General features: G+C 63.5%; 29 protein-coding genes. 17 read left to right on the top strand and 12 right to left on the bottom strand.

What is annotated here, in order from left to right; translation table 11 throughout:
* Window positions 1-37: 37 nt before the first annotated feature.
* Genes E1809_RS07595 through glnT form a run of 4 tightly spaced genes read right to left on the bottom strand, consistent with a single transcriptional unit; the run spans window position 38 to window position 4,374 of the window.
* On the bottom strand, window positions 38-1,357 hold the full coding sequence (locus E1809_RS07595) for an FMN-binding glutamate synthase family protein (RefSeq protein ID WP_133203621.1): 1,320 nt from the start codon (window positions 1,355-1,357) through the stop codon (window positions 38-40).
* A 10-nt stretch (window positions 1,358-1,367) separates the two neighbouring features.
* Window positions 1,368-2,066, bottom strand: a complete 699-nt coding sequence (locus E1809_RS07590) for a GltB/FmdC/FwdC-like GXGXG domain-containing protein (protein WP_133203620.1) — start codon at window positions 2,064-2,066, stop codon at window positions 1,368-1,370.
* Entirely contained in the window at window positions 2,054-2,962 is a 909-nt protein-coding gene (locus tag E1809_RS07585; protein ID WP_133203619.1) for a class II glutamine amidotransferase domain-containing protein, read from the bottom strand. The genes E1809_RS07590 and E1809_RS07585 overlap by 13 nt, the downstream gene beginning before the upstream one ends.
* A 38-nt stretch (window positions 2,963-3,000) precedes the next feature.
* Complete coding sequence (glnT, locus tag E1809_RS07580) at window positions 3,001-4,374, bottom strand: type III glutamate--ammonia ligase (RefSeq protein WP_133203618.1); 1,374 nt, start codon at window positions 4,372-4,374, stop codon at window positions 3,001-3,003.
* Window positions 4,375-4,660: 286 nt separating this feature from the next.
* Here glnT and E1809_RS07575 point away from each other — a divergent pair, with 286 nt between their 5' ends.
* From E1809_RS07575 to mctP, 4 genes are all read left to right on the top strand, one after another.
* Window positions 4,661-5,950 carry an ammonium transporter gene (locus E1809_RS07575; RefSeq protein WP_133203617.1) on the top strand — a complete coding sequence of 430 codons (1,290 nt, stop codon included), beginning with the start codon at window positions 4,661-4,663 and terminating at the stop codon, window positions 5,948-5,950.
* A gap of 44 nt (window positions 5,951-5,994) precedes the next feature.
* Window positions 5,995-6,222: a hypothetical protein gene (locus tag E1809_RS07570; RefSeq protein WP_133203616.1), complete on the top strand. Its 228-nt coding sequence runs from the start codon at window positions 5,995-5,997 to the stop codon at window positions 6,220-6,222.
* Window positions 6,223-6,409: 187 nt separating this feature from the next.
* On the top strand, window positions 6,410-6,691 hold the full coding sequence (locus E1809_RS07565; RefSeq protein WP_133203615.1) for a DUF3311 domain-containing protein: 282 nt from the start codon (window positions 6,410-6,412) through the stop codon (window positions 6,689-6,691).
* Entirely contained in the window at window positions 6,688-8,385 is a 1,698-nt protein-coding gene (gene mctP, locus E1809_RS07560; protein ID WP_165962247.1) for a monocarboxylate uptake permease MctP, read from the top strand. Before E1809_RS07565 ends, mctP begins: the two co-directional genes overlap by 4 nt.
* 54 nt (window positions 8,386-8,439) lie before the next feature.
* Here the strand turns inward: mctP and E1809_RS07555 are convergent, their stop codons facing one another.
* Together E1809_RS07555 and E1809_RS07550 are read right to left on the bottom strand one after the other, a co-directional pair.
* On the bottom strand, window positions 8,440-8,988 hold the full coding sequence (locus E1809_RS07555) for a PRC-barrel domain-containing protein (RefSeq protein WP_133203614.1): 549 nt from the start codon (window positions 8,986-8,988) through the stop codon (window positions 8,440-8,442).
* A 25-nt stretch (window positions 8,989-9,013) separates the two neighbouring features.
* On the bottom strand, window positions 9,014-10,213 hold the full coding sequence (locus tag E1809_RS07550) for an SLC13 family permease (protein ID WP_133203613.1): 1,200 nt from the start codon (window positions 10,211-10,213) through the stop codon (window positions 9,014-9,016).
* A gap of 72 nt (window positions 10,214-10,285) precedes the next feature.
* Here E1809_RS07550 and E1809_RS07545 point away from each other — a divergent pair, with 72 nt between their 5' ends.
* The 4 genes from E1809_RS07545 (at window position 10,286) to E1809_RS07530 (ending at window position 15,073) form a co-directional block, all read left to right on the top strand.
* Window positions 10,286-11,182, top strand: coding sequence for a LysR family transcriptional regulator (locus tag E1809_RS07545; protein WP_133203612.1), 897 nt, complete (start codon window positions 10,286-10,288; stop codon window positions 11,180-11,182).
* Between the two features lie 117 nt (window positions 11,183-11,299).
* Window positions 11,300-12,397, top strand: a complete 1,098-nt coding sequence (locus tag E1809_RS07540; RefSeq protein WP_133203611.1) for a tartrate dehydrogenase — start codon at window positions 11,300-11,302, stop codon at window positions 12,395-12,397.
* Between the two features lie 86 nt (window positions 12,398-12,483).
* On the top strand, window positions 12,484-13,914 hold the full coding sequence (dctA, locus tag E1809_RS07535) for a C4-dicarboxylate transporter DctA (RefSeq protein WP_133203610.1): 1,431 nt from the start codon (window positions 12,484-12,486) through the stop codon (window positions 13,912-13,914).
* 1 nt (window position 13,915) lies between these two features.
* Window positions 13,916-15,073 (top strand): glycerate kinase, encoded by a 1,158-nt coding sequence (locus E1809_RS07530; RefSeq protein WP_133203609.1) that lies wholly within the window; start codon window positions 13,916-13,918, stop codon window positions 15,071-15,073.
* A 15-nt stretch (window positions 15,074-15,088) separates the two neighbouring features.
* Here the strand turns inward: E1809_RS07530 and E1809_RS07525 are convergent, their stop codons facing one another.
* Both E1809_RS07525 and E1809_RS07520 read right to left on the bottom strand, forming a co-directional pair.
* Window positions 15,089-15,352 carry a type II toxin-antitoxin system RelE family toxin gene (locus E1809_RS07525; protein ID WP_133203608.1) on the bottom strand — a complete coding sequence of 88 codons (264 nt, stop codon included), beginning with the start codon at window positions 15,350-15,352 and terminating at the stop codon, window positions 15,089-15,091.
* Window positions 15,349-15,612, bottom strand: coding sequence for a type II toxin-antitoxin system Phd/YefM family antitoxin (locus E1809_RS07520; RefSeq protein WP_133203607.1), 264 nt, complete (start codon window positions 15,610-15,612; stop codon window positions 15,349-15,351). Before E1809_RS07520 ends, E1809_RS07525 begins: the two co-directional genes overlap by 4 nt.
* 188 nt (window positions 15,613-15,800) lie before the next feature.
* On the opposite strand from E1809_RS07520, the gene E1809_RS07515 reads away from it, so the two are divergent.
* The 6 genes from E1809_RS07515 to E1809_RS07490 all read left to right on the top strand — a co-directional run bounded on the left by E1809_RS07515 (window position 15,801) and on the right by E1809_RS07490 (window position 21,453).
* Entirely contained in the window at window positions 15,801-16,739 is a 939-nt protein-coding gene (locus E1809_RS07515; RefSeq protein ID WP_133203606.1) for an ABC transporter ATP-binding protein, read from the top strand.
* Window positions 16,736-17,845 carry an ABC transporter permease gene (locus E1809_RS07510; RefSeq protein WP_133203605.1) on the top strand — a complete coding sequence of 370 codons (1,110 nt, stop codon included), beginning with the start codon at window positions 16,736-16,738 and terminating at the stop codon, window positions 17,843-17,845. Before E1809_RS07515 ends, E1809_RS07510 begins: the two co-directional genes overlap by 4 nt.
* A 13-nt stretch (window positions 17,846-17,858) precedes the next feature.
* The gene (locus E1809_RS07505; protein WP_133203604.1) at window positions 17,859-18,959 is read left to right on the top strand and encodes an ABC transporter permease; all 1,101 of its coding nucleotides are present in this window, start codon (window positions 17,859-17,861) and stop codon (window positions 18,957-18,959) included.
* A gap of 20 nt (window positions 18,960-18,979) precedes the next feature.
* Complete coding sequence (locus E1809_RS07500; protein WP_133203603.1) at window positions 18,980-19,588, top strand: VOC family protein; 609 nt, start codon at window positions 18,980-18,982, stop codon at window positions 19,586-19,588.
* A 98-nt stretch (window positions 19,589-19,686) separates the two neighbouring features.
* Window positions 19,687-20,490 (top strand): COG4705 family protein, encoded by an 804-nt coding sequence (locus tag E1809_RS07495; protein ID WP_133203602.1) that lies wholly within the window; start codon window positions 19,687-19,689, stop codon window positions 20,488-20,490.
* Between the two features lie 66 nt (window positions 20,491-20,556).
* On the top strand, window positions 20,557-21,453 hold the full coding sequence (locus E1809_RS07490; protein ID WP_133203601.1) for an SDR family oxidoreductase: 897 nt from the start codon (window positions 20,557-20,559) through the stop codon (window positions 21,451-21,453).
* Here E1809_RS07490 and E1809_RS07485 read toward each other — a convergent pair whose 3' ends face one another.
* Window positions 21,454-21,672 (bottom strand): hypothetical protein, encoded by a 219-nt coding sequence (locus E1809_RS07485; protein ID WP_133203600.1) that lies wholly within the window; start codon window positions 21,670-21,672, stop codon window positions 21,454-21,456.
* A gap of 127 nt (window positions 21,673-21,799) precedes the next feature.
* Here E1809_RS07485 and E1809_RS07480 point away from each other — a divergent pair, with 127 nt between their 5' ends.
* On the top strand, window positions 21,800-22,495 hold the full coding sequence (locus tag E1809_RS07480; protein ID WP_133203599.1) for a maleylpyruvate isomerase family mycothiol-dependent enzyme: 696 nt from the start codon (window positions 21,800-21,802) through the stop codon (window positions 22,493-22,495).
* Window positions 22,496-22,564: 69 nt separating this feature from the next.
* On the opposite strand, the gene E1809_RS07475 is transcribed toward E1809_RS07480, so the two are convergent.
* The 3 genes from E1809_RS07475 to E1809_RS07465 all read right to left on the bottom strand — a co-directional run bounded on the left by E1809_RS07475 (window position 22,565) and on the right by E1809_RS07465 (window position 24,352).
* Entirely contained in the window at window positions 22,565-23,197 is a 633-nt protein-coding gene (locus E1809_RS07475) for a hypothetical protein (protein WP_205754126.1), read from the bottom strand.
* A gap of 13 nt (window positions 23,198-23,210) precedes the next feature.
* Window positions 23,211-23,654: a hypothetical protein gene (locus E1809_RS07470; protein WP_133203597.1), complete on the bottom strand. Its 444-nt coding sequence runs from the start codon at window positions 23,652-23,654 to the stop codon at window positions 23,211-23,213.
* A 167-nt stretch (window positions 23,655-23,821) separates the two neighbouring features.
* Window positions 23,822-24,352 carry a hypothetical protein gene (locus E1809_RS07465; RefSeq protein WP_133203596.1) on the bottom strand — a complete coding sequence of 177 codons (531 nt, stop codon included), beginning with the start codon at window positions 24,350-24,352 and terminating at the stop codon, window positions 23,822-23,824.
* Between the two features lie 724 nt (window positions 24,353-25,076).
* On the opposite strand from E1809_RS07465, the gene E1809_RS07460 reads away from it, so the two are divergent.
* Entirely contained in the window at window positions 25,077-25,877 is an 801-nt protein-coding gene (locus E1809_RS07460) for a hydroxypyruvate isomerase family protein (RefSeq protein ID WP_133203595.1), read from the top strand.
* A complete protein-coding gene (locus E1809_RS07455; protein ID WP_268908667.1) occupies window positions 25,762-26,802 on the top strand; it encodes a 2-hydroxy-3-oxopropionate reductase in 1,041 nt (346 codons plus the stop codon). The genes E1809_RS07460 and E1809_RS07455 overlap by 116 nt, the downstream gene beginning before the upstream one ends.
* Window positions 26,803-26,866: the final 64 nt, after the last annotated feature.

Here is a 26,866-nt window from a genome sequence, read left to right as displayed (position 1 = left end):
GCCGCCGGCCACGCCGGCGGCCCTTCCTGTTCGAATGTCACATCGCCCCGGGAATCCAGCTGGTCCCGGCAAGCGGCACCCTGGCCATGGCGGCGGATTCAATTGTCAGTGCCACAAGGTCCTCGGGCTCGAGGTTGTGCAGGTGCGATTTTCCGCATGCCCGGGCGATGGTCTGGGCTTCCATTGTCAAGACCCGCAGGTAGTTCGCCAGGCGCCGGCCACCTTCAACCGGGTCCAGCCTTGCGGCAAGTTCCGGGTCCTGGGTGGTGATTCCGGCGGGGTCCCGCCCGTCCTGGAAGTCGTCGTAGAAGCCTGCGGCCGAGCCGAGCGCGGCATATTCGGCGGAGTACCGCGGATCGTTGTCGCCCAGGGCGATCAGCGCGGCTGTTCCGATGGCGACGGCGTCCGCACCCAGCGCCATGGCCTTGGCCACGTCGGCGCCCGTGCGGATGCCGCCGGACACGATGAGTTGCACCTTTCGGTGCATGCCGAGTTCCTGGAGGGCCTGCACGGCTTGCGGAATGGCGGCCAACGTGGGGATGCCGACGTTCTCGATGAACACCTGCTGCGTCGCCGCGGTTCCGCCCTGCATGCCGTCCAACACCACGACGTCGGCCCCGGACTTCACGGCGAGCGCCGTGTCGTAGTACGGCCGAGATGCCCCGACTTTGACGTAGATGGGTTTCTTCCAGTCGGTGAGTTCCCGCAGTTCGCCGATCTTGATTTCCAGGTCGTCCGGTCCGGTCCAGTCCGGGTGGCGGCTCGCGGAGCGCTGGTCGATGCCCACGGGGAGGGTCCGCATTCCGGCGACGCGTTCGGTGATCTTCTGGCCGAGCAGCATTCCGCCTCCTCCCGGTTTGGCGCCTTGCCCGAGGACGATTTCGATCGCGTCGGCTTGGCGGAGGTCGTCCGGGTTCATGCCGTAGCGCGAAGGCAGGTATTGGTACACGAGGTGCTTGGACTGGCCGCGCTCCTCGGGCGTCATGCCGCCGTCGCCCGTTGTGGTGGAGGTGCCCACTTCGCTGGCGCCACGGCCCAGCGCTTCTTTCGCGTTGGCGGACAACGCGCCGAAGCTCATTCCGGCGATGGTCACCGGAATCCGGAGGTGCAGCGGTTCTGCCGCGTAACGGTCGCCGAGGACGACGTCGGTATCGCACTTTTCGCGGTAGCCCTCCAAGGGGTAGCGGGACATCGAGGCCCCGAGGAAGAGGAGGTCGTCGAAGTGCGGGACGTGGCGTTTGGCTCCCCAGCCGCGGATGTCGTAGACGCCGGTTGCGGCGGCGCGCTGGATATCGGCGATGGTGGCGCGGTCGAACGTGGCCGATTCGCGCAGGCCAAGCTCAGGGATGGTGGTCATGGTTCGTCCTTTAGTACGACGCCGAGTTGCCGACGTGGAAGTGGTAGAGATTCCGGGCCGAGCCGTAGCGGGTGAAGTCGGCGGGGTTGTCGTCGCGTCCGGCGGCGGCGAGCAGCCCGGCGAGTTCGTCGAGGTGTTCGGGTTTCATCGGCTTCTCGATGCAGTCGGCCCCCAGCGAAGCCACGGTCCCTTTGACGTAGATCCGTGCTTCGTAGATGGAGTCGCCGAGTGCTTCGCCCGCGTCTCCGCAAACGACCAGCCGGCCGGCTTGGGCCATGAAAGCGGACATGTGCCCGATGTTGCCGCCAACCACGATGTCTACGCCTTTCATGGAGATCCCGCAGCGCGCGCCCGCGTTGCCGTCGATCACCACGAGTCCGCCGTGGCCGGTGGCCGCCGCGGATTGTGAGGCGTCGCCTTTCACGTGCACTCTTCCGGACATGATGTTCTCGGCGAGCCCGACGCCGGCATTGCCGTTGATGGTGACGTCGCCTTTTTGGTGCATCCCGGCCGCGTAGTAGCCGGCGTGGCCGTTCAGCGTCACGGTGATGTCGGCGTCGATTCCGACCGCGAGGCTGTGCTTGCCGCCGGGGTTTTCAATGGTCCAGCTTTGCCCGTCCGCCGCGGAATGGAGGGACTGGTTGAGTTCACGCACCGTGCTGGTGGACAAATCGGTGACGGTGGACGTGTCGGCTGTCAGAGTGACCATGTGTAGACCTTCCCAGGTTCGGGTTCAAAGATGCGGGCTGTTTCAATGCCCGGCAGGGAGGCCAAGGCACGGTATTCGGAGGCCATGGCCACATAGTCGTCGGACTCGGCGATGATGGCGGGCTTGCAGGCGATCGGGTCGCGCACCACGGCCAGGCTGTCCGCCGTCGTGACCACAAGCGTGTAGAAGCCGTCGAAGACCTTGCCCAGGTTGGTGAGCGCGGTTTCGAGGTCGTCGCCTTGCTGCAGGCGGGAGGCGACGTAGCGGGCGCCCACCTCGGTGTCGTTGTCCGAGTCGAACACCACGCCTTGGCGCTTGAGTTCGCGCCGGATGGTGGCGTGGTTGGAGAACGATCCGTTATGGACCAGGCACAGATCGTCCGCGACGGAGAAGGGGTGCGAGCCACCTGCCGTGACCGCCGACTCGGTGGCCATGCGGGTATGGGACAAGCCCTGGGTTCCGGCCATCGATTCAAGCCCGTGGTCGGCGGCGATCTGCATCGGATGGCCGACGCCCTTCATGACGGCGACGTGCTCGCCACGGCCGATGATCGTGGCCGTGGGCAGCGTTTCGGTAATGGCTTTGGCCAGGAGGCCGGTCCCGACGGCGGCAGTCACCAAGGTGGTGTCGCCCAGGGCCCTGACCAAGGCATTCGCCGTCGAAGGGAGCAGTTCACCAAGCGACGCCTCGATGGCTTCCGGGACCATGCCTTGGTCCTTGCCGAGGAGACTGAACGTGGACGTGCCTGCCGAGACGAGGCCCGGGGTGTTGTAGACGGCCAAGCCGGCGGAATCGGGTCCGCGGTCCACGATCTGGCACATCATCGAGGACAGTAGCCTGCCCATCTCGGGATGCAGCGAAGGGTTGCGCAGCTGCAGCGCGGCAATTCCGCACATTGTTTTTCCTTATTGTTGGTGGGTTGGCGGGGTGTTTGTCAGATTGATGTGAGGTAATTGCGGATTTCCCAGTCGCTCACTTGGTTATGCCAGGTGAGGAACTCTTCTTCCTTTGCGGCTGCGTAGTAGCGGCCTATTTCTTCGTCGCAGCTGAGGCTCGCGAGGACCACGGGATCTTCGCGCAGTGCCTCCACCGCATGCAGCAACGTGGCGGGGAGTTGATGGGCGTCGGCGCGGGACTCCCCCGGCCCGGAAGGCAGCCCAGGGTCGATGTTCGTTCCCACGCCGTCCATCCCTGCCTCGATAGCGGTCGCGATTGCGAGGTAGGGGTTGGCCGATCCGTCGCCCGAGCGGAGCTCGATGCGCTTGTTGTCCGGCACCCGGATCATGTGGGTGCGATCGTTCCCGCCGAAGGATGCCTTCCGTGGTGACCAGGTTGCCCCGGACGAGCTCGTGGTTGCTCCGGTCCGCTTATAAGAGTTGACGGTCGGTGCGAGGAAGGCCTGGAGCGCGGGCGCGTGCTGAAGGACTCCTCCGATGAAGGAGTAGGCGAGTTCAGACAGTCCGAGTCCTTTGGGGTCGTTTTCGCCTGGAAACAACGGATCGGCGCCGGACCAGAGTGAAAGGTGCAGGTGAAGGCCGGTACCGGTCCTGTCCATGAACGGTTTTGGCATGAAGGTCACGGTCATGCCGCGTTGTTCCGCCAGGATGTTCAGGATGTAGCGGAGGGTGACCACACGATCCGCCGTAGTGAGGGCGTCGGCGTAATTGAAGTTTTGCTCGAATTGCCCGGCGGCGTCCTCGTGGTCGTTGGCGTAGTTGCCCCAACCCAGGCTGTTCATCGCCTCGGAAATGGAGGTCAGATGCTCATACATGCGGGTGACGCCGCGCGCGTCGTAGCAGGGGCGGGGTGAATCGTCGCTTGCATCGGCGGTGCTCAGTGTGCCGTCCGGGTTCTTGGTAACCAGGAAGTACTCCACCTCGGCGCCGATCTTTGCTTGGATTCCTTTGTCCGCGAGCCTGGCGAGGGTGTTCTTCAGGATGACCCGGGGAGCATACGGCCATGGCTTTCCGTCAACATGCGGGTCGCAATGGATGATGGCCAGGCCCTCGCGGATGAAGGGGACCGGGGTGAACGAGGCGAGATCGGGCATGGCAACAAGGTCCGAGTCCTGGGGCTTTTGGCCAATGAGGCCCGCTGCGTAGCCGGCGAATCCCATCGATCCGTTTTCGAGCTCTTCGGCGGCTTCAACAGGCACCAGTTTCGCGCAGGGTTTGCCGGTCATGTCCACGAACGTGGCAAGCAGGAACCGAACATCGTGGGCCTTGGCGATGTCAGCCAGGGAAATACCGTCGGCCTCGGTCGGGGCGGCGGCAGCGTTTGTAACTTCCGGGGTTGCGACAGTTGTCATCGGAACAGTCCTGTTCGATCAGAGTTAGCTGTTAGGAAACGTTGTTGAACCACAGTAACCAAGGCGATATTACAGCCGCTTACCCGCCTCGTTAAATCGGCGTTACGCGATCGCCAAGTGGACACTTCAGAGCGCAACCCGGAATTTACGTTCCCGAAACCACGAATCGTCCACTGCAAGGAATCCTGATTTCATCGCAGTGGCCACCCTGCTTCTGCGAACCCAAACTTTTTCCCTACGGGCAGGCTTCATGCCGTACACCCGTCCGAATCGAACGGATAGATCGATGAACTCTGGAGATGTTGCCTGGATCCTCGCGGCCAGCGCTTTGCTGTGCATCATGATTCCCGGACTCGCACTGTTTTACGGCGGGATGGTGGGTTCCCGCCGCATCCTGAACATGATGATGATGTGTTTCGGCGGCATGAGTATCGTCGCCGTCCTGTGGGCAGTATTCGGCTATTCGCTGGTCTTTGGAAACTCCGTGGCGGGCGCAGGCATTATCGGCGACGTCACTGAGTACCTGGGCCTGGACAAGCTGCTCGCGGCAGATCCCGCCGCGGCCCTTCCCGGAGCGCTGTTCGCCGCCTTCCAGCTCTTCTTCGCAGGAATTACGACGGCGATCATCGCCGGCGCGGCAGCGGGCAGGATGAAATTCGGGGCATGGATGGCCTTTTCCGCTCTGTGGGCGACCCTCGTGTATTTCCCGGTTGCCCACTGGGTCTTCGCCTTCAGCTCACCGGATGGCTCCGTAGTGGGCGGATGGATCGTCAACAACCTCAAGGCCATCGACTTCGCCGGCGGCACCGCAGTCCACATGAACGCCGGTATTGCGTCCCTCGCCCTTGCCATCGTCCTGGGTCGCAGCGCCGGGTGGCCCAAGAGCGAACACACCAAGCCGCACAGCCGGCCGCTGGTCCTGGTCGGCGCCGGACTTCTCTGGGCCGGCTGGTTCGGCTTCAACGCGGGATCTGCACTCACCGCGGGACAGTCCGCCTCCGTGGTTTTCCTCAACACCGCGGTCGCAGGCGCCGCGGGATTGCTCGCCTGGGCCGCCGTCGAACGCTTGAGGCTCGGTAGCGCAAGCAGCATGGGCGCCGCATCGGGCCTCATCGCAGCCCTTGTTGCCATCACTCCCGCGTGCGGGGCGGTCAGCCCGCTCGGCGCCCTCGCCATCGGCGCGATCGCAGGCGCGGTCTGCTCCTTGGCGATCGAATTGAAGTTCCGCCTCGGCTTCGACGATTCCCTCGACGTCGTGGGCGTCCACTTGGTGGGCGGCATCATCGGGACGCTCCTCATCGGGTTCTTCGCCACCGCCGCCGCACCCAACAAGGTCAACGGCTTGTTCTACGGCGGAGGCTTCGGCCTCCTCGGGGTCCAGTCAGTGGCTACCCTTGCCGTCCTTGGATATTCCTTCGTGGTGACATGGATCATCGCGAAAGTCCTGAACATCACCATGGGCCTGCGCATCCATGAGGCCGACGAGCTCCGCGGAATTGACATGGCCGCGCATGCCGAGGAAGCCTATCTCTCAGACGAAGAACCAGTGGAACTGGGTTCGCCGCACCGCGCCTAGCCGCGACTCTCGACACCTCTGGTCGGCCGGTCTACGTTGGGAAAATGAGCGAAGATTCAGCCCCGGACCACACCGTCAAGATAGTCCACGACGGAGTGCAGAACGAGCACCATCCGATTCCCCGGGACGCGGAACGCAGTGAGTTTCCGGAGGAGCGAGCCTCCGCAGCACAGGTTGCGGAGGCTCCGGCTCCTCCGGGACCGGCGGAAAAGACGGACGATGCCATCCCGGATGACCGGGGACTCACCACGGAACCGGCCGCTAGCGACTAGGGCGACTAACCGGCGGCAGGCACCTCGTCTAGTACTTCCGGGGACAAAAGTCGTGGCTGCTTCCTCTGTCCGAGACGAAACCAAGAATCTATTCTGATCATGGACCGGTACATAAACCGTCCACAGGTCGCCGGCACGTCCCGGGAACCCTTCCCGCTCCGGGGACCGTCTCGTTGAGGAGGCGTCTATGTCAACTCCCGATCTGCCCACCCGGGGACCAGCAAGGCCCGGACCATACATCATTTCCGGAATCCTGCTCGCCATCGCCATTGTGGTCCCGTTGTTCGTTCCGGCCTACTCGATCGACAAGCCACGGCTTGCGGGAATGCCGTTCTTCTACTGGTACCAAATGCTGTGGGTCCCCGTCACTGCGGTCATGATCGGCATCGCCTACCGGCTGGTCTCAAAGGAAGATCGACGACGCCGTGACGAAGTGAAGGGCGCACGCACCCCGGAGGAGGAATCATGAGCGCGCTCACGGTTCCGCTGGCGACCATCCCGGAACGGCCGGTGAACGGAGTCGCCCTCACTGTTGTCATCGTCCTCTTCGTCCTGGTGGCCGTCCTCGGATTCTTCGCCGCTCGGTGGCGCGCGGGCAAGGAAACAGGGCTGCACAGCCTGGATGAATGGGGCTTGGGAGGCCGTGGTTTCGGTACGTGGGTGACGTGGTTCCTGCTGGGTGGAGACCTCTACACCGCTTACACCTTCGTGGCTGTTCCGGCGGCCATGTGGGCAACAGGAGCCGTCAGCGGGTTCTTCGCCGTGCCCTACACAATCGTGCTGTATCCGATCGTGTTCCTCCTGATGAGCCGCTTGTGGTCGGTCTCCCACCGGCATGGTTTCGTCACGCCGGCCGATTTCGTGGGAGGCCGGTACGGCAGCAGGCCACTGACAATTGCAGTCGCGGTCACCGGCATCGTCGCCACGATGCCTTATATCGCCCTGCAGTTGGTGGGAATCAAGGCCGTACTCACCGTGCTGGGCCTCGGCAGCGCCCAAAACGCGCTGCTGACGGACCTTCCGCTGATCATCGCGTTCGTCGTCCTCGCCGCCTACACCTACACCTCGGGCTTGCGCGCCCCCGCCCTGATCGCCGTCGTGAAGGACCTCCTGATCTATCTGGCAGTGATCGTCGCGATCATCTACCTGCCCATCAAGTTCGGAGGTTGGGACAACATCTTCGGTGCCGCGCAAACGAAGCTGGATGCGGTCAACCCGGCAACGGGAAAGGCCGCCGGAGTCTTCATCCCGGGTGCCGCCAGCTACTCCGCCTATTGGACACTCGCCATCGGCTCAGCCTTGGCCCTGTTCATGTACCCGCACTCGGTCACGGGCGTCCTCGCAACGAAGAGCCGGAATACCATCCGCAAGAACGCGGCGGTCCTTCCGCTGTACTCGTTGATGCTCGGGTTCCTTGCCCTCCTCGGCTACGCGGCGATCTATGCAGGTACCAAGCCCATCGACCTTAACGGCGCCGTCAACCCTCAGCTCGTGGTTCCGCAATTGTTCCTCGACCACTTCCCGGCCTGGTTCGCGGGCATCGCGCTTGCAGCCATCGCGATAGGGGCGCTTGTCCCCGCGGCCATCATGTCCATCGCGGCGGCCAACCTGTTCACGCGGAACATCTACCGCGACTTGATCCGGCCCGACGCAGACCCCAAGCAGGAAGCAAAGGTTTCCAAGATCGCCTCCCTCGTGGTGAAGTTCGGCGCCTTGATCTTCGTCATCGCGATGGACCAGTCGGCGGCCATCAACATGCAGCTCCTCGGTGGTATTTGGATCCTGCAGACCTTCCCGTCCATCGTCGCGGGCCTTTACACGCGGTGGTTCCACCGTTGGGCCCTTTTCGTCGGGTGGGCCGTCGGAATCATCTACGGGACCGTTGCGGCGTACAACGTGGTGAATCCGGTAACGAAGGCCAACTTCGGCGGCTCCATTGCGGCTATTCCCGGTACCAATGTGCAGGTCTACATCGCAGTGGCGGCGTTCGCGCTGAATCTGATAGTCGCCGTCGTCCTGAGCCTGGTATTCCGCGCGATGAAACTCCCGGACGGGAAGGACATCACACGGGAATCCGACTACGGAGCCGATGAGAACGACCCCAAGGTAGCCGAGCTCGAGCGGGAATATCCGTTCACTGGAACCGGAGGGGCCAACCTTTGACCGGTATCGACTCCCAGGCGGTTCGGGACTGAACGGTTCGACGACGACGGCGAGCTACCGCCGTCGTCGTTCCGTCTCCGGTGGTGGTTCTGGCGGCCGGCGGCCTGGTGGTGGTTCTGGCGGCCGGTGCCCCGGGGCGGGCGGCGGAGGGCCGTGCCCCGGCGGGGGCGGTCCGGGAATATGCCGCAGGAGGTGCGGAGGCGGTGGTGGCGGCGGGCCTGTAGGCGGTTCCGCGCCAGCCGAACCTCCCTTGGCGTAGCTGTCAGCTTGAGTCGAGTCGTCGGCCGCGATGCCGAAATACCTGTAAAGCTCCTGCTCTTGGTCGGAGGTGATCACGCCGCGGTCGCTGTCGATCCGAGGACCGTTTTTCACTGTTTCCTTGCCGAACGCCACCCTGATGGTTGATTCGTCGAGGACGGCGTCGGCGAGCGGGACGAACGACTCGGACATGCCGAAAAATCCTGTCCGCACGGTGACGAACACGGGATCTCCGGAGTCGCCGCTGGTGAAGATTTGTTCAACGGACCCGATCTTCTCGCCATTGGCATCAACCACGATGCCACCGTTGAGGACAATGCCGTCAATGTCCTGCAGGCTCAGCATGCCAATACCCTCCTCCAGCCAGGATTCACCATCCGGTTGCCGCCAGCGCCAAAGCGGCGAGCAGTACCGTCAACGGCGCCACGATCAGCCCGAAGACCGCGTAGCCCTTCCATGTAATCATGACGTTCATCCGGGCGAGCCGGTCATGCCAAAGCAAGGTAGCCAGGGATGCCCACGGGGTAATCAACGGCCCCGCATTGACGCCGATCAACAGCGCCGCGAGCCGCTCCGGGGTTCCGGCGACAGGTTCGGCCAGCAAATATGCGGGCAGGTTGTTCAGCACGTTCGACGTCAAACCGCCCGATGCCGCCAACCGGACCAGGTCCCCCGTGCCGTCGCCCTCCCCTGCCAGCGCGGCAAACAGCAGCGGAGCGCCCAAGTGGCGCGCCGTTTCCATCACCACGAACAGCCCGGCGGCAAACAGCAGCAAGGACCAGGGAACAAGCGAGACTTTGAGTACCCGCGGTCGCCTGACGGCGAATGCCGCAAGGAGAACAACGGCGGCCCCCGCAGCGGGGATCCACACCACCACCCCGGAAACCAGCGCCGGCAGCAGGAGGGCCAACACGGCCGCGGCAATCACGAGCAGCATCCGGTCACCCAAACCACGGCTCCGCTCCCCCACGGCGTGCCGATCGGACCTGATCCGGTTCACAGGGATCCGTGGATACCGCTTGCGGAGATCACGGCGGAAGACGATGCAGATGAAAACCAGCGGCACGAGGGCTGCCGCTAAAGACGGGGCCCACATGAGGGCGGCGAAACCGGCCGGGCTAACGCTACCAAGGCTGTGCTGGGCCAAGAGGTTGCTCAGGTTGGAAATGGGCAGCAGCAGGCTTGCCGTGTTGGCCAGCCACACGGTGGTCAAAGCGAAGGGCAACACCGGCAGCCCTGCTTGGCGGGTCACGCTGACCACCACGGGCGTCAGCAGCACCGCCGTCGTATCCAAGGACAGGAAGATGGTGCAGAGAGCCGCGGACACGGCCACGAGCAACCACAAAACGAGGCTGTATCCGCGGCCCCAATGCCGGAGCCGCCGCGCGATCCACAGAAAGACCCCGGCCTCGCTGGCGAGTTCCGTCACCACTGTCATCGCGACGACGAAGGCCAGGATCGGAGCCGTCCGGTCAATGAGCGCCACCAAATCCCCGACGGGCAAGGCCCCCACGGCAACCGCTGCGATTCCGGCCACCAGCAAGACGGCCCCGACGATCGCCAGACGCATGATCGGATTGTATCCCGGGCAGAGTGAACTCCGGACAAACACACGCCTTGCGATCGGCATAGGCTATCGACCGTGGACACGCGCAAATTGAAGTACTTCCTGGCCGTCGTCGACCACGACGGATTCAACCGCGCCGCGGAACACCTGCTCATCGCCCAGCCATCGCTGTCGCAAACGATCGCCAGCCTGGAGAAGGAACTCGGGGTTCCGCTTTTCCACCGGATCGGACGAAAGGCGGTTCTCAGCGAGGCCGGCAAGGAGCTGGTAGGTCCGGCGAGGCTCGTGATGCGCGACCTCGACGCCGCGCAGTCGGCGGTTCAATCCCTTCGTGGTGTCCGCAGCGGCCGGCTCGACATCATCACGATGCCTTCGCCTGGCATCGAGCCCCTCACGTCCATGATCGCGGCGTTCACCACGCTCCACCCTTCAGTAAGGCTCAACGTCAGCGCCGCCTTCACACCGGAGGAAGTCATCGAGTCCGTCCGAAGCGGCAGCACCGAAATCGGACTGGCAGGCTCGCCCACTCCCATCCGGGTCCCCGGAGTCCAAGTCCTCGAATTAGAGCAACAACCGCTCATCCTCATCGTCAATCCCCGCACAGACACCTTCGACCCCGGGAAAAGCGCCATCCACAGGGAAGACCTGGGCGGCCATCGAATCATCGCGAGCCAGCGCGGTTCCCTCATGCGATGGCTCGTCGACGACGCGTTGGCGCGCGGCATCAAGGTGGAGATCGTGGTCGAAGTCGCCCACCGGACCTCCATCCTGCCCCTGGTCCTGGCGGGCGTCGGGCACGCGGTGATGCCGTCGTCGTGGGCTCCTACGGCGCACAAAGCCGGACTCCGCACGGTACTGATCGAACCGGTGAGCCACCTGGACGTCGCGGTTCTGAGCCGCAAGGATAACCTCACCCCGGCGGCCCGCGCCTTCCTCGAAGTCGCCGGAGAGCACCGGCAAACAACAGATTGATAGGCCACACCTATCAGGCGTATCGAAACTAAGTCTTAGACGCCGCCTAGCGGCTGCCCGTCTACTTGAAGAGGAAGGCAGTGTGACTCTGCTAACAAACTCAACGAGGAGGTAGGCATGAGCGCCACCCAAAAATTCAGCATCGCATCCATTCCCGCAGATGGAGTAGGCAAGGAAGTCGTCGCCGCCGGTCGCCGTGTCCTGGACGCCCTCGCGGAAAACTCCAACGGCAAGTTCGCTTTCGATTGGACCGAGTTCCCCTGGGGTTCGGAGTACTACGCCAAGACCGGCCTCATGATGGATCCAAACGGCCTCGAAGCCCTCAAGGACTTCGACGCGATCTACTTCGGGGCCGTCGGATGGGAAAACGTCCCCGACCACATCAGCCTGTGGGGGCTGCGCCTCAACATCACCCAGAATTTCGACCAATGGGCCAATATCCGCCCGGTCAAGTTCCTCCCCGGCGTCGAGTCGCCGTTGCGCAAGGCGGACAACACGGAACTCGACTGGATCGTGGTCCGCGAAAACAGCGAAGGCGAATACGCGGGCCTCGGCGGCCGCAACCTGAGCGGCCGCGGCCCGGGCAACGAGGTCGCCCTGCAGACCGCGCTTTTCACCGAGAAGGGCTGCGAGCGCATCATGCGTTTCGCATTCGACCTTGCCCGGACCCGCACAGTCAAGAAGGTTTCCTCCGTCACCAAGTCGAACGCGCAGCAGTACGGCATGGTCCTCTGGGACGAAACCTTCAAGCGCGTCGCCCTCGACTACCCGGATGTACAGACCGAGAGCGTCTTGGTGGATGCCATGAGCGCCAAGTTCATCCTCAAGCCCGAGGACCTGTCCGTCGTGGTGGCCTCGAACCTGAACGCAGACATCCTCTCCGACCTCGGTTCTGCCCTTGCCGGCAGCCTCGGCCTCGCGGCGAGCGCGAACCTGAACCCGGAGCGCCGCTTCCCCAGCATGTTCGAGCCCGTCCACGGCTCCGCTCCGGACATCGCAGGGAAGGGCGTCAGCAACCCGATCGGCGCCATCGCGAGCGCCGCCCTCATGCTCGACCACTTCGGCCTCCACGAGGAAGCCCGCTTGGTCGAAGCCGCCATCGAGCAGGCCACAGGTTCCGGCCACCTGACGCGCGACGTCGGCGGCGAAGCCACCACGAACGACGTCACCGAAGCGATCGTCACGGCACTCACCCGCAACCTGGCCGCCGTCTGACCGCGGAAGATTACGACGGCGGCCAGCCGGCCGCGGTCGTAATCCCCAACACATCTCCAGAGACATTCCACAATGAGGTAGGAATCATGGGACACACACCACTTGCCGGTCACGCGACGCCGGCCCCCAAGAAGCGCTGGTACCGGCAACTGTATTTTTGGGTACTGACAGCCATTCTGATCGGCGTCCTCGTGGGCTGGCTCGCCCCAGGCGCCGGGGTCGCGATGGAGCCGATCGGAACCACCTTCGTCAACGCGATGAAGATGCTCATCGGTCCGATCGTCTTCCTCACGATCGTCGGAGGCATCGCCAGCGTGGCGGACTTGAAGAGGGTGGGCATGACGGGCCTCAAGGCCCTGACCTACTTCCAGGTCGGGACCATATGCGCCCTGGTTTTCGGCTTGGTTGCGATCAATATCTTCCGTCTGGGCGAGGGCGTCAACGCCAACGCCAGCACCATCAAGACGACGGACGCAGCCGCCAAGCTCATCGCCTCCGGAACGCACGAGCAATGGTGGCAGTTCCTCACGGACATCATTCCGACCAGCGTCATCCAGCCCTTCGTCGAGGGCGACATCCTGCAGATTATCTTCATCGCCGTCGTTTTCGGCATCGCGTTGAACGCCCTGGGCACAGTGGGCGCGCCTGTCCTGGACGGGGTGCAGCGGCTCACCGGGGTGATGTTCAAGATCCTCGGCTTCATCATGAAAGCGGCCCCGCTGGGCGCCTTCGGGGCAATGGCCTTCGCCGTGGGCAAATACGGCGTTTCCTCGCTCACCAGCATGGGCGGCTTGATTGCGCTGTTCTACGCGACGTCCATCCTGTTCGTGGTGGTGGTCCTTGGGTCCGTCATGGCCTTCCTGAAGCTGAATATCTTCACGATGATCCGGCACCTCAAAGAGGAGTACATGGTCATCCTCGGGACATCGACCGCCGAACCCGCGTTGCCGGGCCTGATGCGCAAGCTTGAGCACGCCGGGGTCAAGAAGGAAACTGTGGGCCTCGTGGTGCCGACCGGCTACAGCTTCAACCTCGACGGTGCGGCGATCTATTTGTCCCTTGCCGCCTTGTACATCGCGCAGGCCACCAACACGCACCTGACCATCGGCCAGCAGCTGGGACTGCTTGCTGTCATGCTTCTGACGTCGAAGGGCGCGGCGGGCGTCGCGGGCGGCGGTTTCATCGCACTCACGGCCACCCTCACCACCCTCGGAACCGTTCCCGCTGCGGGGATCATGCTCATCTTCGGGATCGACAAGTTCATGTCCGAGTGCCGCGCGCTGGTGAACTTCACCGGTAACGCTGTGGCCACGCTGTTCATCGCGCGGTGGGACCGGACCCTCGACGTCGACCGCGTCCGCCGGGTCTTCGCCGGGGAGATCGTGGATACCCTGCCGGGCGAGGAGGCGGCGGACACCCGCCCAGACACCCCGGAGGACAACGCTCCCGGGCGACCCGCCGACGTCGAACCCGCCTTGACCGCGAGCCGCCGCCCCGCCTATTCGGAACCCGTCTGACATGACCAACGCAACGGCCCCGAAGACGGTCCTCATCGCACCCGACAAGTTCAAGGGGAGCCTGACCGCCGCGGAGGTTGCGGATGCGCTGGCCGCAGGGCTTCGCTCCGCCGCCGGGACGTCCGGCAACGCGGAGGATACGGTCCGGTGCGAGATCCTTCCACTCGCGGACGGAGGCGACGGCAGTGTGGATGCCGCCGTCGCCTCCGGCTTCACCCGCTACCAGTGCAACGTCGCAGGTCCCACGGGGTTGCCGGTCCGGGCGGGCATAGCGTTCGACGGCGTCACGGCAGTCGTGGAGGTCGCGAACACTTGCGGACTCGCACTGCTGCCTTCCGGTCGTTTGGAGGCGTTTGGCGCCTCCAGCCGTGGTTTTGGCGAAGCCATCCTGTTCACGTTGTTGCTGAAACCCTTGCGGATTGTGCTGGCGCTTGGCGGCAGCTCGAGCACCGACGGCGGCATGGGCATGCTCAGCGCGCTCGGCTTCCGTTTCCTAGACGCTTCCGGGCGGGAACTGGCGGGCGACGGCCGGAACCTGGGCTTGGTCCACTCGGTGTCAGGCCGGGCGGTTCCCGGGCTCGCCGACGTCGAACTCGTCCTGGCGAGCGACGTCCACAACCCGCTCCACGGTCTGCAGGGAGCCGCCGCGGTATTCGGTCCGCAAAAGGGGGCTTCTCCCGAGGACGTGAAAGTGCTCGACGCCGGGCTGCGGCATTTCGTTTCTGCGCTGGCTTCCGCGGGGTTTAGTGACGCGACGGCCCTGGCCCAGCATTCCGGCGCCGGAAGCGCTGGCGGGATCGGCTTTTCCTGCATGCTGTTGGGCGCCATGCAGGTATCGGGAGCGGACTATTTCCTGGATTTGCTGGACTTCGATTCCCGCCAGGAAGGCTGTTGCCTTGTTGTCACCGGCGAGGGAAGCCTTGACGAGCAGACCCTCGACGGAAAGCTGCCGGCCGCCGTCGCCCGCCGTTCCGGCGCCCGCCCGGTGGTCGCCGTCGCGGGCCGCTCGCTGCTCCCCCGCGAGCGCTGGTCCGAAATGTCGCTCTCGCGGGTTTACGCGCTGTCCGAATACACGGACCGCGACTCCTCGAAGGACCCGGCGCTGTCCGCGGAATTGTTGCGGCGGATCGGGAGGCAGATCGGGGAAGGGTTGGGGTAAGAGCAACTGACCGTGTCAGCGGTTCTTGTAGATGTCCCTGCGGTTTCCGACGGCGACGACGAGGACGGTGAGAACGTTGCCGCGGATTTCGTAGATGATCCGGTAATCACCGGTCCGCACACGCCATTCCCCATCGCCCCCGACAAGCTTTTTCGCTCCAGGGGGCCGTGGATTGTCGGACAGCAGTTCAATGGCTGCGGCGACACGTTGGCGGGCCTGCGGATCGAGCTTGCGCAGCTGCCGCAGGGCCGCCTGGTCAACCCGGACGGTGTAAGTCACAGCAGGCCCAGATCGGCCTTGACCTCATCCCACGGTACTGTCTCAGCTCCAGCAGCGCGTTCCTCGCGTGCGGCCTGGGCTGCACGGAGGTCTTCCAGATCTTCGGCCGCCTCCAGCAGGCGGTCCAGGTCTTCGGCATCGATCACGGCCGCCAAGCGCTTCCCATGCTTGGTCAGCCACACAGGTTCGTGTTGCATCCTCGCAGCATCGACAGCCTCGGCCAGGTGCGTGCGCGCGGCAGTCAGGGTCATTTCACTCATGGATCGATTTTATGCAGCAGCGCATAAAATGTATAGATTGTACATTTTGTGCAAATTAGCGCCCGATTAGTCCCTCCCCTCCTTGTGCATTAGCCGCCGCAGTCGCATCATGGAGCCGTGACCCGCCAGTACGCGGGGAAACACCGCGGGCCTACAGTTTCCCCGCACGGACAAGCCAGGGGTGCGGCATGACGGAACCGGCCATCGAACTTACCGGCCTGACCAAACGGTTCGGCTCCTTCACCGCTGTCGATGGCCTCAGCCTCAGCGTGGAACGTGGGGAGATCTTCGGTTTGCTCGGCCCAAACGGTTCCGGCAAGACCACCACCATCGACATGATCAGCGGACTGAGCCGACCCACCTCGGGTTCCATCACGGTCCTCGGCACGGACGTGCTCACGGACCCCCGCAAGATCCGGCGCTCGCTCGGAACCGTGCCCCAGGAAAACGCGCTCTACGAGGAACTCACTGCCGAGGCCAACTTGAAGTTCCACGCCGATCTCTTCGAAGTGCCCAGGAAAGGCCTGGACCAGAAAATCACTGCCCTGCTTGAGCTCGCCCAGTTGCAGGAGCGCCGGAAGAGTCGCGTATCAACCTTCTCCGGCGGCATGAAGCGACGGCTGGCCCTCGTCCGGGCGATGCTTCATGAACCCGAACTGCTGTACTTCGACGAGCCAACGCTCGGCGTCGACGTTCAGAGCAGGCACGATCTGTGGGACCGGATCCTTGAACTCAAGGCCCGCGGCACCACGGTCCTGATCACCAGCAACTACCTCGAGGAAGCGAATGCCCTCTGCGACCGCCTGGCCATTATCGACCGTGGCCGGCTCGTGGCACTCGATTCACCGTCCAGGCTCCGCCACAGTTTTGGCGACACGGTGCTTGAAATGCGCACGCACCCTACGCCCGGTGAAGACATCGTCCGGAGAGTCACAGCGCTCCCCGGGGTCGTCTCCGCGATCGCCTCCGACGGTTCCTTGAAGGTCACAGTGGAAGGCGGTGCGGATGTCACAGGCAAGGTGGTGACCGAGGTGGTCGGCTGGACGAGCCTCCAGGAGATCCAGAGCCGTGAGCCGAGCCTGGACGAAGTCTTCCTCAGCCTGACCGGCAAGGAGCTCAGGGAATGAGCGTCCGCCATAACCTGCGCGTCGTTCGCGCCGTGGCCGCCGCGGACATCCGCCTTACCCTCCGCGAACCGCTCTTCGCAATCATCGGGATCCTCATCCCGATCAACTTCCTGCTGCTGTTCCTTCTCTTCGCGATCAGCGGCGGCCAGGCGCCGATCGCCGTGGTGCTGAATGACCGCGGGCCCCTCGCGGAACAGTTCGTCCAAGCGATGGGCAACTCGTCGTCGTTCATCATCCATCCGGCGTCTGCGGATGACGCCGAACGCGAGATCCGCGCCGGCAGTATTGTCGCCGTCGTGACCGTGCCGCAAGGGTTCGACGCTGCCCTGGCCGCCAAAGCACCGATCGACATTCCCGTGGAAGTCAACAACCTGAACGTCGACTTCACCAACGACATCCGGCGGGCCATCCCGCTCTCGATCACGTCCTTTTACGCGAACGCTTTTCCCCAACAGGTGGTGGTGACCGCGCGCGAATCCGATGTTCAGCCGCAGGACACGGGCTACATTCCCTATCTCGCCGTGAGCATCATGGTGGCCGGCCTCATGCTCGCGTCCCTCCTCCAGGGCAGCGTGAACACGGCGCGGGACTACGAACTCGGGACGGCCAAGGAACTTGCCCTGGCCCCGGTGAGCCGGCTGACCATCGGGGTCGGCAAGGTGCTGGGTGCCGCCGCCCTCGCCACAGCGTCCGCGCTGCTGCTTCTCGTCGTCGTGGTCCTCTTCATCGGAGTGCGTCCGCTCCATCCGCTCGAGGTCCTGGGCTTCGGGCTCTTGATTCTCGCGGCCTTCCTCGCCATCGGCGTCCTGGTCGGGACGCTCGTCCGACGGCGGCAGCAAGCCATTCCCCTGTCCATCGCCGCAGTGCTCCCGCTGTTTTTCCTGAGCGGTCCGTTCGGTCCGGCGAATTGGTTGGGCACAGTCCCCGGCGCCATCGCGGCGGCGTCACCCCTCACCTACGCGATCGCCGCTTTCCAGCATGCGTTCCACGGCTACCAGACCTCGCCCCAAGGCTTGACCGCGGACGCGATCGTGCTCGCCGCCTTCTCGGTGGTGGCGGTAGCGCTTGCCGCTTTCGCCTTCGGTCGGCGGGGAGCGCGGCAATGACGGGGGCGAACTGATGGCCGTGCGACGCGCGGTGGCCGCCATCGCCGCGAAAGATATCCTGACGTGGTTCCGGACGCCGTCGGCGATTGTCGCCAGCCTGCTGCCGCCTGTGGCATTCCTCCTGATCATCTTCGTCGTGGCGGGCGCGGTGGGCCGCAACCCGGTGGCCCTCGTGGTCGAGGACAACGGGCCGCAGGCACAGCGCCTCGTCTCGGTGCTTGAGGGTTCGGACGCGTTCCGTGTCCGGAGGACAACGCCCGACGACGCCACGCACCTGCTGGACACGCTGCAGGTTGCGGGGGTGATCACCGTTCCCGCCTCGTTCGACGACGACTTCCGCGCACACCGGCCCGACCCCGTCAGCGTCCGCATCAACAACCTGAACCTGGACTTCACCAACGACCTGCGCCGATCCGTTCCCGCGGCCATCACCGAGTTCTACGCAGGGCAAGCGGAGACTCCCATCACCGTCGGCGTCGCCGAATCGGACCTGCGGCCACACGACGTCAACCTCGTCCAGTTCGAACTCGTCCCCATCCTCGTGCTCCTGCTCACCATCATGGGCGTCGTCAACGGCGGTTTGGCCGCCGCACGGGAGTTCGAAGAACTGACCATCAAGGCGCTCTTGCTCTCGCCCATCAGCCGCGGAACGCTGATCGCCGGGAAAATCCTCGCATGCTGGGTGACCACCATGATGGTGGCGGCGCTGGTGCTGATCCTGTCGTACGCGTTCGGCGTCCTTCAACCAGTCGGATGGTATTGGTTACCGGCAATCGCGGCGATCGGATTGATCGCCCTGGCCGGCGCAGGCCTTGGAACAGCCCTCGGAGGGGCACTTCGCCGTTTTTCGGCCGTCGCCGGAGCCGGGATCAACCTTTCGATCTACCTCTTCTTCCTCAGCGGCGGGATCGGCGTCGCTGCGTTCCTGCCCGAGTGGATCCAGGCCGTCGCCCACTTCACGCCAACGTTCTACGGCGTCGACGCACTGGAAGCCGCCATCTTCTACCAATCGACGGACAACCTCGGACGGGACCTCACGGTCCTTTTGGCGACTGCCGCCGTCGGACTCGGTTTGGGAATCATCAGCCTCCGACGGCGGCTGGTCGCCTCCTAGCGCCAGCTAGCATGGCTGCCATGGGAACCATCGAACTAGTCACCATCGAAGTCGCTGATACGACGGCGGCCGAAGCCTTCTACTCCGCTGCCTTCGGACCCGACAGCAAGGTTCGCGTGCGGGAATCGCAAGAGCCGAGCACGGGCTTCCGCGGATTCACCATGTCACTTGTGGTGCCCCAGCCCGCCACCGTCAACAGCCTCATCGACAATGCACTCGCTGCTGGCGCCACGGTCATCAAACCAGCCGCGAAGTCGTTGTGGGGATACGGCGGCGGGTTCCAGGCGCCGGACGGCACGATCTGGACCGTCGCGTCCTCTTCGAAGAAGGACACCGCTCCGGACACCGGGCAGATCGATGCGATCGTGCTCCAGCTCGGCGTCGCGGACGCTGCAGCGAGCAAGAAGTTCTACCTGGACCATGGCCTCGCCGTTTCCAAGGGTTTCGGCAGCCGATACGTCGAGTTCGACACCGGTCCCGTTAGGCTGTCCCTCATCAAACGTGACGCGCTCGCCAAGACCGCCGGTGTCTCGTCGGACGGAACCGGTTCCCACCGGCTCCGGATCGGCGGCGATGCGGGCGCGTTCACCGATCCGGATGGCTTCGTTTGGGAGGCGCTCGACGGGTGAGGTGGGGGCCGCCGTCGGGGCGAGGGCCGCCGTCGGCCGCCCTCGCCTGTACAGCGCGCACGCGGGTAACGTTCAGGTTTCTCTGGGATGATCCCGCCATGACTGAACCGGTTCGCGAACAGACTCAGCCCAGCCTCTCCCTTCCTTCCCGCGCGTCATTTGTGGCGAGCAAAGTTCCCGAGGTAACCGCATACTTCTGGATCACGAAAATCCTCACCACGGGGATGGGCGAAACGACCTCCGACTTCCTCGTGACATCGATGGACCCTGCTATCGCCGTCGCGCTTGGGTTTGTTGGATTGGTTCTCGCACTTGTGCTGCAATTCGCCGTCCGCCGATACGTCCCGTGGATCTATTGGTCCGCCGTCGTGATGGTCAGCGTGTTCGGCACCATGGCGGCCGACGTCCTGCATGTTGGGCTTGGAGTGCCATACGCGATTTCGACGGCGTTCTTCACCGTGGCGCTCGGCGTCGTGTTCTTGCTGTGGCACCGCGTCGAACGGACGTTGTCCATCCACAGCATCCACACCCGCCGTCGAGAGCTCTTCTATTGGGCCACCGTCCTCACCACCTTCGCCCTCGGCACGGCCGCGGGCGACTGGACGGCGATGACTTTGAAACTTGGCTACTTCCCTTCAGCCCTGTTGTTCGCAGTGATCATCGCCATCCCGGCATTTGCATACAAGCGCCTCGGACTCAATGCGGTGGCTAGCTTCTGGTTCGCCTACATCGCCACCCGGCCGCTTGGCGCGTCGATCGCCGACTGGATGGCAGTGAGCCCCGCGCGCGGAGGCCTGGGATGGGGTTCCGGGCCGGTCAGCCTGGCGTGGAGTGCGCTGATCTTGGGGTTTGTCGTCTACCTTGCGGTGACGGGGAAGGATGTTGAAAAGGAGGGACGGTGACCGTGTTCGGCTCTCGCCGGGCAACCCGCTGAGCGATATATTCGGAGGGTCTCGAAGGAGCGTCCCATGACTGATACCCAACCTGTCCTCGTTGTCGGCGGCACTGGCCACGTCGGTGCCAAGGTGGTCGACGAACTTCTCGCACGCGGCAAGGCCGTTCGTGCCCTGGTGAGGCCCGGTTCCGACGCCGGCAAGCTTGAAGCCAAAGGCGTTGAGATTGCGCGCGGTGACATGCTTGACCTAGGTTCGCTCATTGCGGCAATGACGGGGGCTGACGCCGTCATCACTTCAGCGGCCGGCTACACTCGGCGGGACAAACGGGCTTTGGAGATCGATACCGTCGGCAACACCAACCTCGCCATAGCCGCCAGCAATGCCGGGATCCGACGGTTCGTCCTGGTCAGCATCCTCACCTCGGACCAGACCCCGGACGTCCCCCACTTCTGGCACAAGAAGCTGACGGAGGACAAGCTGCAGGCGTTGCGCGTCCCGTTCGTAGCGCTTCGCCCGGGCGCATTCCTTGATCAGGTGACCCAGATGAGCGGCGACCCCTTCGAGAAGAAGCGTCTCACCTGGTTCGGCACCAAGACAGTTCCACTTACCTTCGTCCTCACCTCCGACCTTGCCGCCTATCTCGCGGCCGCTGTCGATGCCGACGTCGCCGACGGCGAACGGATCGATATCGGCTGGGATCGCCCGGTCAGCATGCAAGATGTCGCAGACATCGCCTCGACAATTGCGGGCGAAAAAATCAGCGTCCGTTCCGTCCCCGCCGGTTTTGTCAGCACCCTTGGCACCGTTGTTGGGCCGTTCGTCCCGATGGTCAAAGACATGAGTTCCATGCTCGCCTGGTTCGAGACCGGCAAATACGTCGCAGACACCACGCGCCAAGCCCAGGTTTTCGGACCGGTCCCGACGGCGGAAGACGCCGTCGCACGATTCGCCCGGGAGCTGGGGCACTAGTTAGCGCCTGTGCCGGGAGCGAAGCCAACGCCGGGTGAGGTCAAAAATGCTCACGACGACCAATGAGATGGCGAACGCCAGTGCGACGGCGAGCGTTTCCCGCACTACGTTCCGACCAGTCCACCAGCCGTAATTGGCGATCATCACTATGAGCGTCAAGAGTGCCGCCCGGCCGACGCGCGATGGCCACGCCGGCTTGCCGGGACCTTGCTTACTCATGCTTTCGACACCCCTAAGCTCTCCCTGTTTGGCGACTCACACCGATGTCCTTTTGAAAGCGCCGACCCAGAGAGCTCAGGGGCAACGACAAAGGCTCGCATGCTGGGTGACCCGTTATGCTCAACTCATGTTGCCCGAACGCCATCTTGCCGAGCTGTCCGGCAGCCTCGATACCCTCAGAACGCTTGCCCGTCAGCCTGCGGAGACTCTCGCCAGGCCGGTTCCGGCTTGTCCGGGTTGGAGTCTCGCCGATCTTTTCGGTCACATCGGGGTGATCGAGCGGTGGGCAGCCGAAATAGTCCGCGGCGGCAAGTTTGTCAAAGAGGGAAAAGCACCAGAGGAGCACGCCGAAGCATGGTTCCTCAACGGTGCAGGTGCTTTCCTCGAAACGATGGCAGCGCTTGATCCCGAGGCACAGTGCTGGACTTTCGGCCCCGCGCCGCACACGGCCGCATTTTGGCTTCGGCGCCAGGCGCACGAACATGCCATCCATCTCGTGGACGCTTGCCAAGCTTCCGGACTGGATATTCCGGCGTTCGCCGAGGACTTCCTGCTTGACGGCATCGACGAGGCATTGGCAATGTTCGCCCCGCGCCAAATCCGGTTGGAGCGAATGGCACCGCTAGGCCAGGCGGTGACTTTCATCGTGCCCGACGCCACCAGCTGGACCCTCGGTGAAGGGACGGCCGCTGCGACAATTTCCGCTCCGCTGCGCGAAATGTATCCCGCGCTCTGGGGACGCTCAAACCTTGCAGACACTGCGCTTATCGAAGGCGACGCCGAACTTGCGCATCGGGCGATCCAAGGTCCGCTGACCCCCTGAATAAGTTCCGAAAACGTCAAGGTTCGTTCAAACGGTCTGGTTCCGCATTCCCCTAGACCAAGAGGACTTTCAGTCTTCCGGAACCATGAGGGAACCCGGTCGAACCTGGTACGTTTCAAGTGCGGGTTCCGTCAAAACGGCACCGACGGCAGCAGCTGTTCCCGCCACGAACACTGACCTCGCGTAGATTTCATTGCCAACGAACCAAGCCCCATCATTTGGAAGCCAGTTCATGGCGAGCCTATTTGGCGGAGAATCGATGGGTTCAAGTGCACTCTCCGGACCTCCGCGTCGAACGTGCATGACCCTCTGCTGGCCGATGACGATGGTCGGTGTCGCTAGAACTTCATCCAGCAGCGAACTGTAGCCTTCCCAGACAAAGAACATGAAGTCACGCGACTTTGTGTGCTCTAAAAGGATGGTGGACAACCTTAGAGCTACTTCTCGATCAAGGGTTCCGGACTCGGGTTCGTAATATCGGTTTGGGTCAGGATGAACGGCCGAGACTATGTCGCTCCATTGGGTCGCACTGTCCAAGGTCATACTGCGTCCAACCAGATCCGACCAACGCAATCGACGGCCCTCGGGAGTTCTAACGGGGTTCAGAACTCGGGCAAATGCGGCATAGCTTGGTGGTACCAGCGCCGAAAGTGCTCCGGGAGTGTGGCCTGCGATCTCCCCCACGTACCACTCGAGTGTCATTTCCTGATTCAGATCAATCACACTCCTTCATTTGAGCCTCCTGAGTGATATCGAGAGCAAGAACCCAGCTCACTGTGTTCACAAATCTTTCAGCATGCAGTTCTGGTTCCGCTAGGTACTCGGCACTGACCGATAAGACCACGTTTCCACTGCCGGGCAACGCATCGCTCGGCAATCTGACCATCACGGTGTTGTTCTCAGCACTTGTTGTGCAAACACTGTGATCCGTCGGAGTGCAAATAAAGGTTCGATCAGGTGCAGAAAGCGGATCAATCCCAGCCAATGGCCCGTCAAAAATGGATATTTGCAGATATTCAGGGGCTAGGGAATCGCTCAGAGTGATCTGACTAGGGGCACGTCCACTCACCCCAAACGGAGAGGGAAAGTTTCCCGACTGATCCAGGCGTTCTGTATGAACTCCGTACTTCCAATCCACCGTGTAGGGGCGGATCTGCATAGCACCGTAAGTGAGGCTTGGCGGGCGAGGACGAGCCCCCTTGTACTCTCTCATGGGTATCCGCTGGGCCTTCGTCGTCTCAGGCCCCATTGGCGCTGTTGAGTCGGCTGCACACGAGCCTGCGGTGACGGACAGGAAGAGCCCACCCGCCACCGAGGCCAGCATATTTAGGAGTCGCATCCGAATCGCGTCTCGACGTCGCTTGAAGTTCTCGCGACGTAATTCGTGCCACCGATCGTCACGCGATGATATCCATTGCCGCGATAGGTCTGCAGACTGGTATTCCCGCAGACGGCCTTGGCATTGACGTCGAGGCGAGCCAAGCGATTGGTTGCGGACGCACTGTTGAATGCCGAACGATGCCACACTCCGAACCATCCCGCTTTCATTATCTCGGCGCCTGCTACTTGGTAAGACGGCGCGCTTCTGCAATCTCGTATCCCGGCGTGCACTGACGACATTCCACCGCTTAAGTGCACCCTCTCTGTGTATCCAGCACAGCCATAAGGGTTGCCATTGATTAGCGCCCTGACGCCCATTGAACCGGGGTTCTGTTCAGCTCTCATCTGCGAATAGGAGGAGTCGCTAAAGACTTCTTCAGCGGTACCCGACGTATCCGAGGCGGAGGCTGTCGGGGCTGACACCGCAATGAAAGTTGCGGCAACGATCGCGGCCAGGCCGAACTTGCGAATACTCATGGTTTTGATCTCCTAGACATTGCTCCGAAGACCTTCCGCAACGTTGGCTAAACCACTTGGAGCCCGTGCAGGCTCAGGATCCGCAAATATTGGCGGGAACCAGACAACGATGCGTTTGGCCTTATCCTGTTTTGTGAATTTGGATCGTTCAGGATCGGCGCCGGTCCTAGGCAGAGCCTAAGCGCTTACCCCGCCATTAGGTGGAGAAACAACCCAAACTGAGTGGTCAAGTCGGTGCAATTGAGTGCCGAAATAGCCGGCTCTGTGAAATCTCACTGAGAATCCACTCAATTTCGGGCCCATCCGAGGTCGCGTGATAGAGAACGCCGCGATTGCCGTCAAATGCAGCCGCCGCGAGTCTCGCCATGTCCGATTTGGTCGCCAAACACGACGTACGCCGCCACGATTCTCCTAGTCGCGGGAGTGCCGCAGCATCCGTCACGCAGACCCACAAAGCCCATGCGATGCGAGCGGCAGCGAACGCCCGCAACGCAACATGACCCTCGCGGCGCAACAAACCGAGACCCCACTCCCACCATCTGGTATCCCAAACCCCCGCCCCACTGCCAGCCCCTTGACTCACACCCCCGCCTTCCCTAAACTTTTCATAAAGCAGAATCTAAATTCCACAAAGCGGAAACTTACGAAACGCTCCACCGGAGCGAATCAACGAGCCGAAGCCCAACGGAAGATAGATCAAAGCCCCTCCTCGGAAGGACCTACGATGACGTACACAGTGAACTGCTCCATCCTCCTGACGGAGCTGCCCTTGCTCGAGCGCCCCGCAGCCGCGAAGGCAGCCGGTTTTGACGCCGTCGAGTTCTGGTGGCCCTTCGAAACCTCCGTCCCCAGCGACGCCCAGGTCACCGGGTTCGAAAACGCCATCAAGGATGCTGGCGTGCAGCTCACGGGCTTGAACTTCAATGCCGGCAACATGCCTGGCGGGGATCGTGGCCTGGTTTCCTGGCCCGCACGCTCGGCTGAGTTCCAGGACAACATCGATGTTGTCGCGGGCATCGGTGAGCGGCTGGGCTGCAAGGCCTTCAACGCCCTCTACGGCAACCGGGTGGACGGCGAATCCGCCGAGAAGCAGGACGCCATCGGCGCCGAAAACCTCGCGACGGCGGCAGCCGGCGTCGCGCGCATCGGCGGCACCGTCCTGCTCGAACCGGTCAGCGGCGCCCCCAAGTACCCGCTCCTCACCGCTGAAGACGCGCTCAAGGTCATCGCCCGCGTCAAGGCGGAGTCCGGCGTCGGGAACGTCAAGCTCCTCGCGGACTTCTACCACCTGGCGGTCAACGGCGACGACGTCGAATCGGTCATCGAAAACCACGCCAAGGACTTCGGCCACATCCAGATCGCGGACAACCCGGGCCGCGGCGCCCCCGGAACCGGCACCCTTCCCCTCGGTGAATGGATCGCCCGCAGCCGCGAACTCGGCTACACCGGCCACATCGGGCTCGAATACAAGGAACCGCAGGAAACCGCCTTCAGCTGGGCGATCCGCGAACGCGCCGCCCGCTAAAAAGCACACCCGAGCTAAAACACAGACTTTCAGAAAGAGAACCATTATGAGCAACGTCGCAGTCATCGGACTCGGAATCATGGGCCTGCCCATGGCCATCAACCTCGTCAAGGCCGGACACAACGTCACCGGTTTCAACCGCAGCCAGGACAAGATCGACAAGCTCGTCTCCGAAGGCGGCAAGGGCGCGGCGAGCATCGCGGACGCCGTCAAGGACGCCGACGTCGTCATCACCATGGTCCCGGACTCCCCCGACGTCGAAGGCGTCGTCAGCGGCGGCGAAGGCGTCTTCGCGAACGCCAAGAAGGGCGCGCTCTGGATCGACGCGAGCAGCATCCGCCCGGACGTCGCGGTCCGCCTCTCGGCAGACGCCAAGGCAGCCGGTATCCGTCCGCTGGACGCCCCGGTTTCCGGCGGTGAACAGGGCGCCATCGACGCCGTCCTGTCCATCATGGTTGGCGGCGACGCCGCAGACTTCCAAGCAGCACAGGACGTACTTAACGCCGTCGGCAAGACCATCGTGCACGTCGGCCCCTCCGGCTCCGGGCAGACCGTCAAGGCAGCCAACCAGCTGATCGTCGCGGTCAACATCGAAGTCCTCGGCGAAGCCATCGCCTTCCTCGAAGCGTACGGCGTTGACACCGACGCAGCCCTCAAGGTCCTCGGCGGCGGCCTGGCCGGCTCCAAGGTCCTGGACCAGAAAGGCCAGAAGATGCTCGAGCGCAACTTCGACCCCGGCTTCCGCCTGGCCCTGCACCACAAGGACCTCGGCATCGTCACCTCCGCAGCCCGCGAAGCCAACGTCGCCGTCCCCCTCGGCGCCGTCGTCGCACAGCTCGTCGCCGCAACCGTCAACCAGGGCGACGGCGGTCTGGACCACTCGGGACTCTTCAAGCAGGTCCTCCAGCTCTCCGGCCGGAAGTAACCCCGGGCCGGAAAACCCCGGCCCGCACCCCTCAAACCTAAGAGTTTGTGGACAGATAACACCC

The organism is Arthrobacter terricola (assembly GCF_004354015.1).
In the GTDB taxonomy this organism is placed as follows: Bacteria; Actinomycetota; Actinomycetes; order Actinomycetales; family Micrococcaceae; genus Arthrobacter; species Arthrobacter terricola.
The sequence above is the reverse complement of the archived record's forward strand: the minus strand, read 5'-3'. Positions and strand labels throughout refer to the sequence as shown.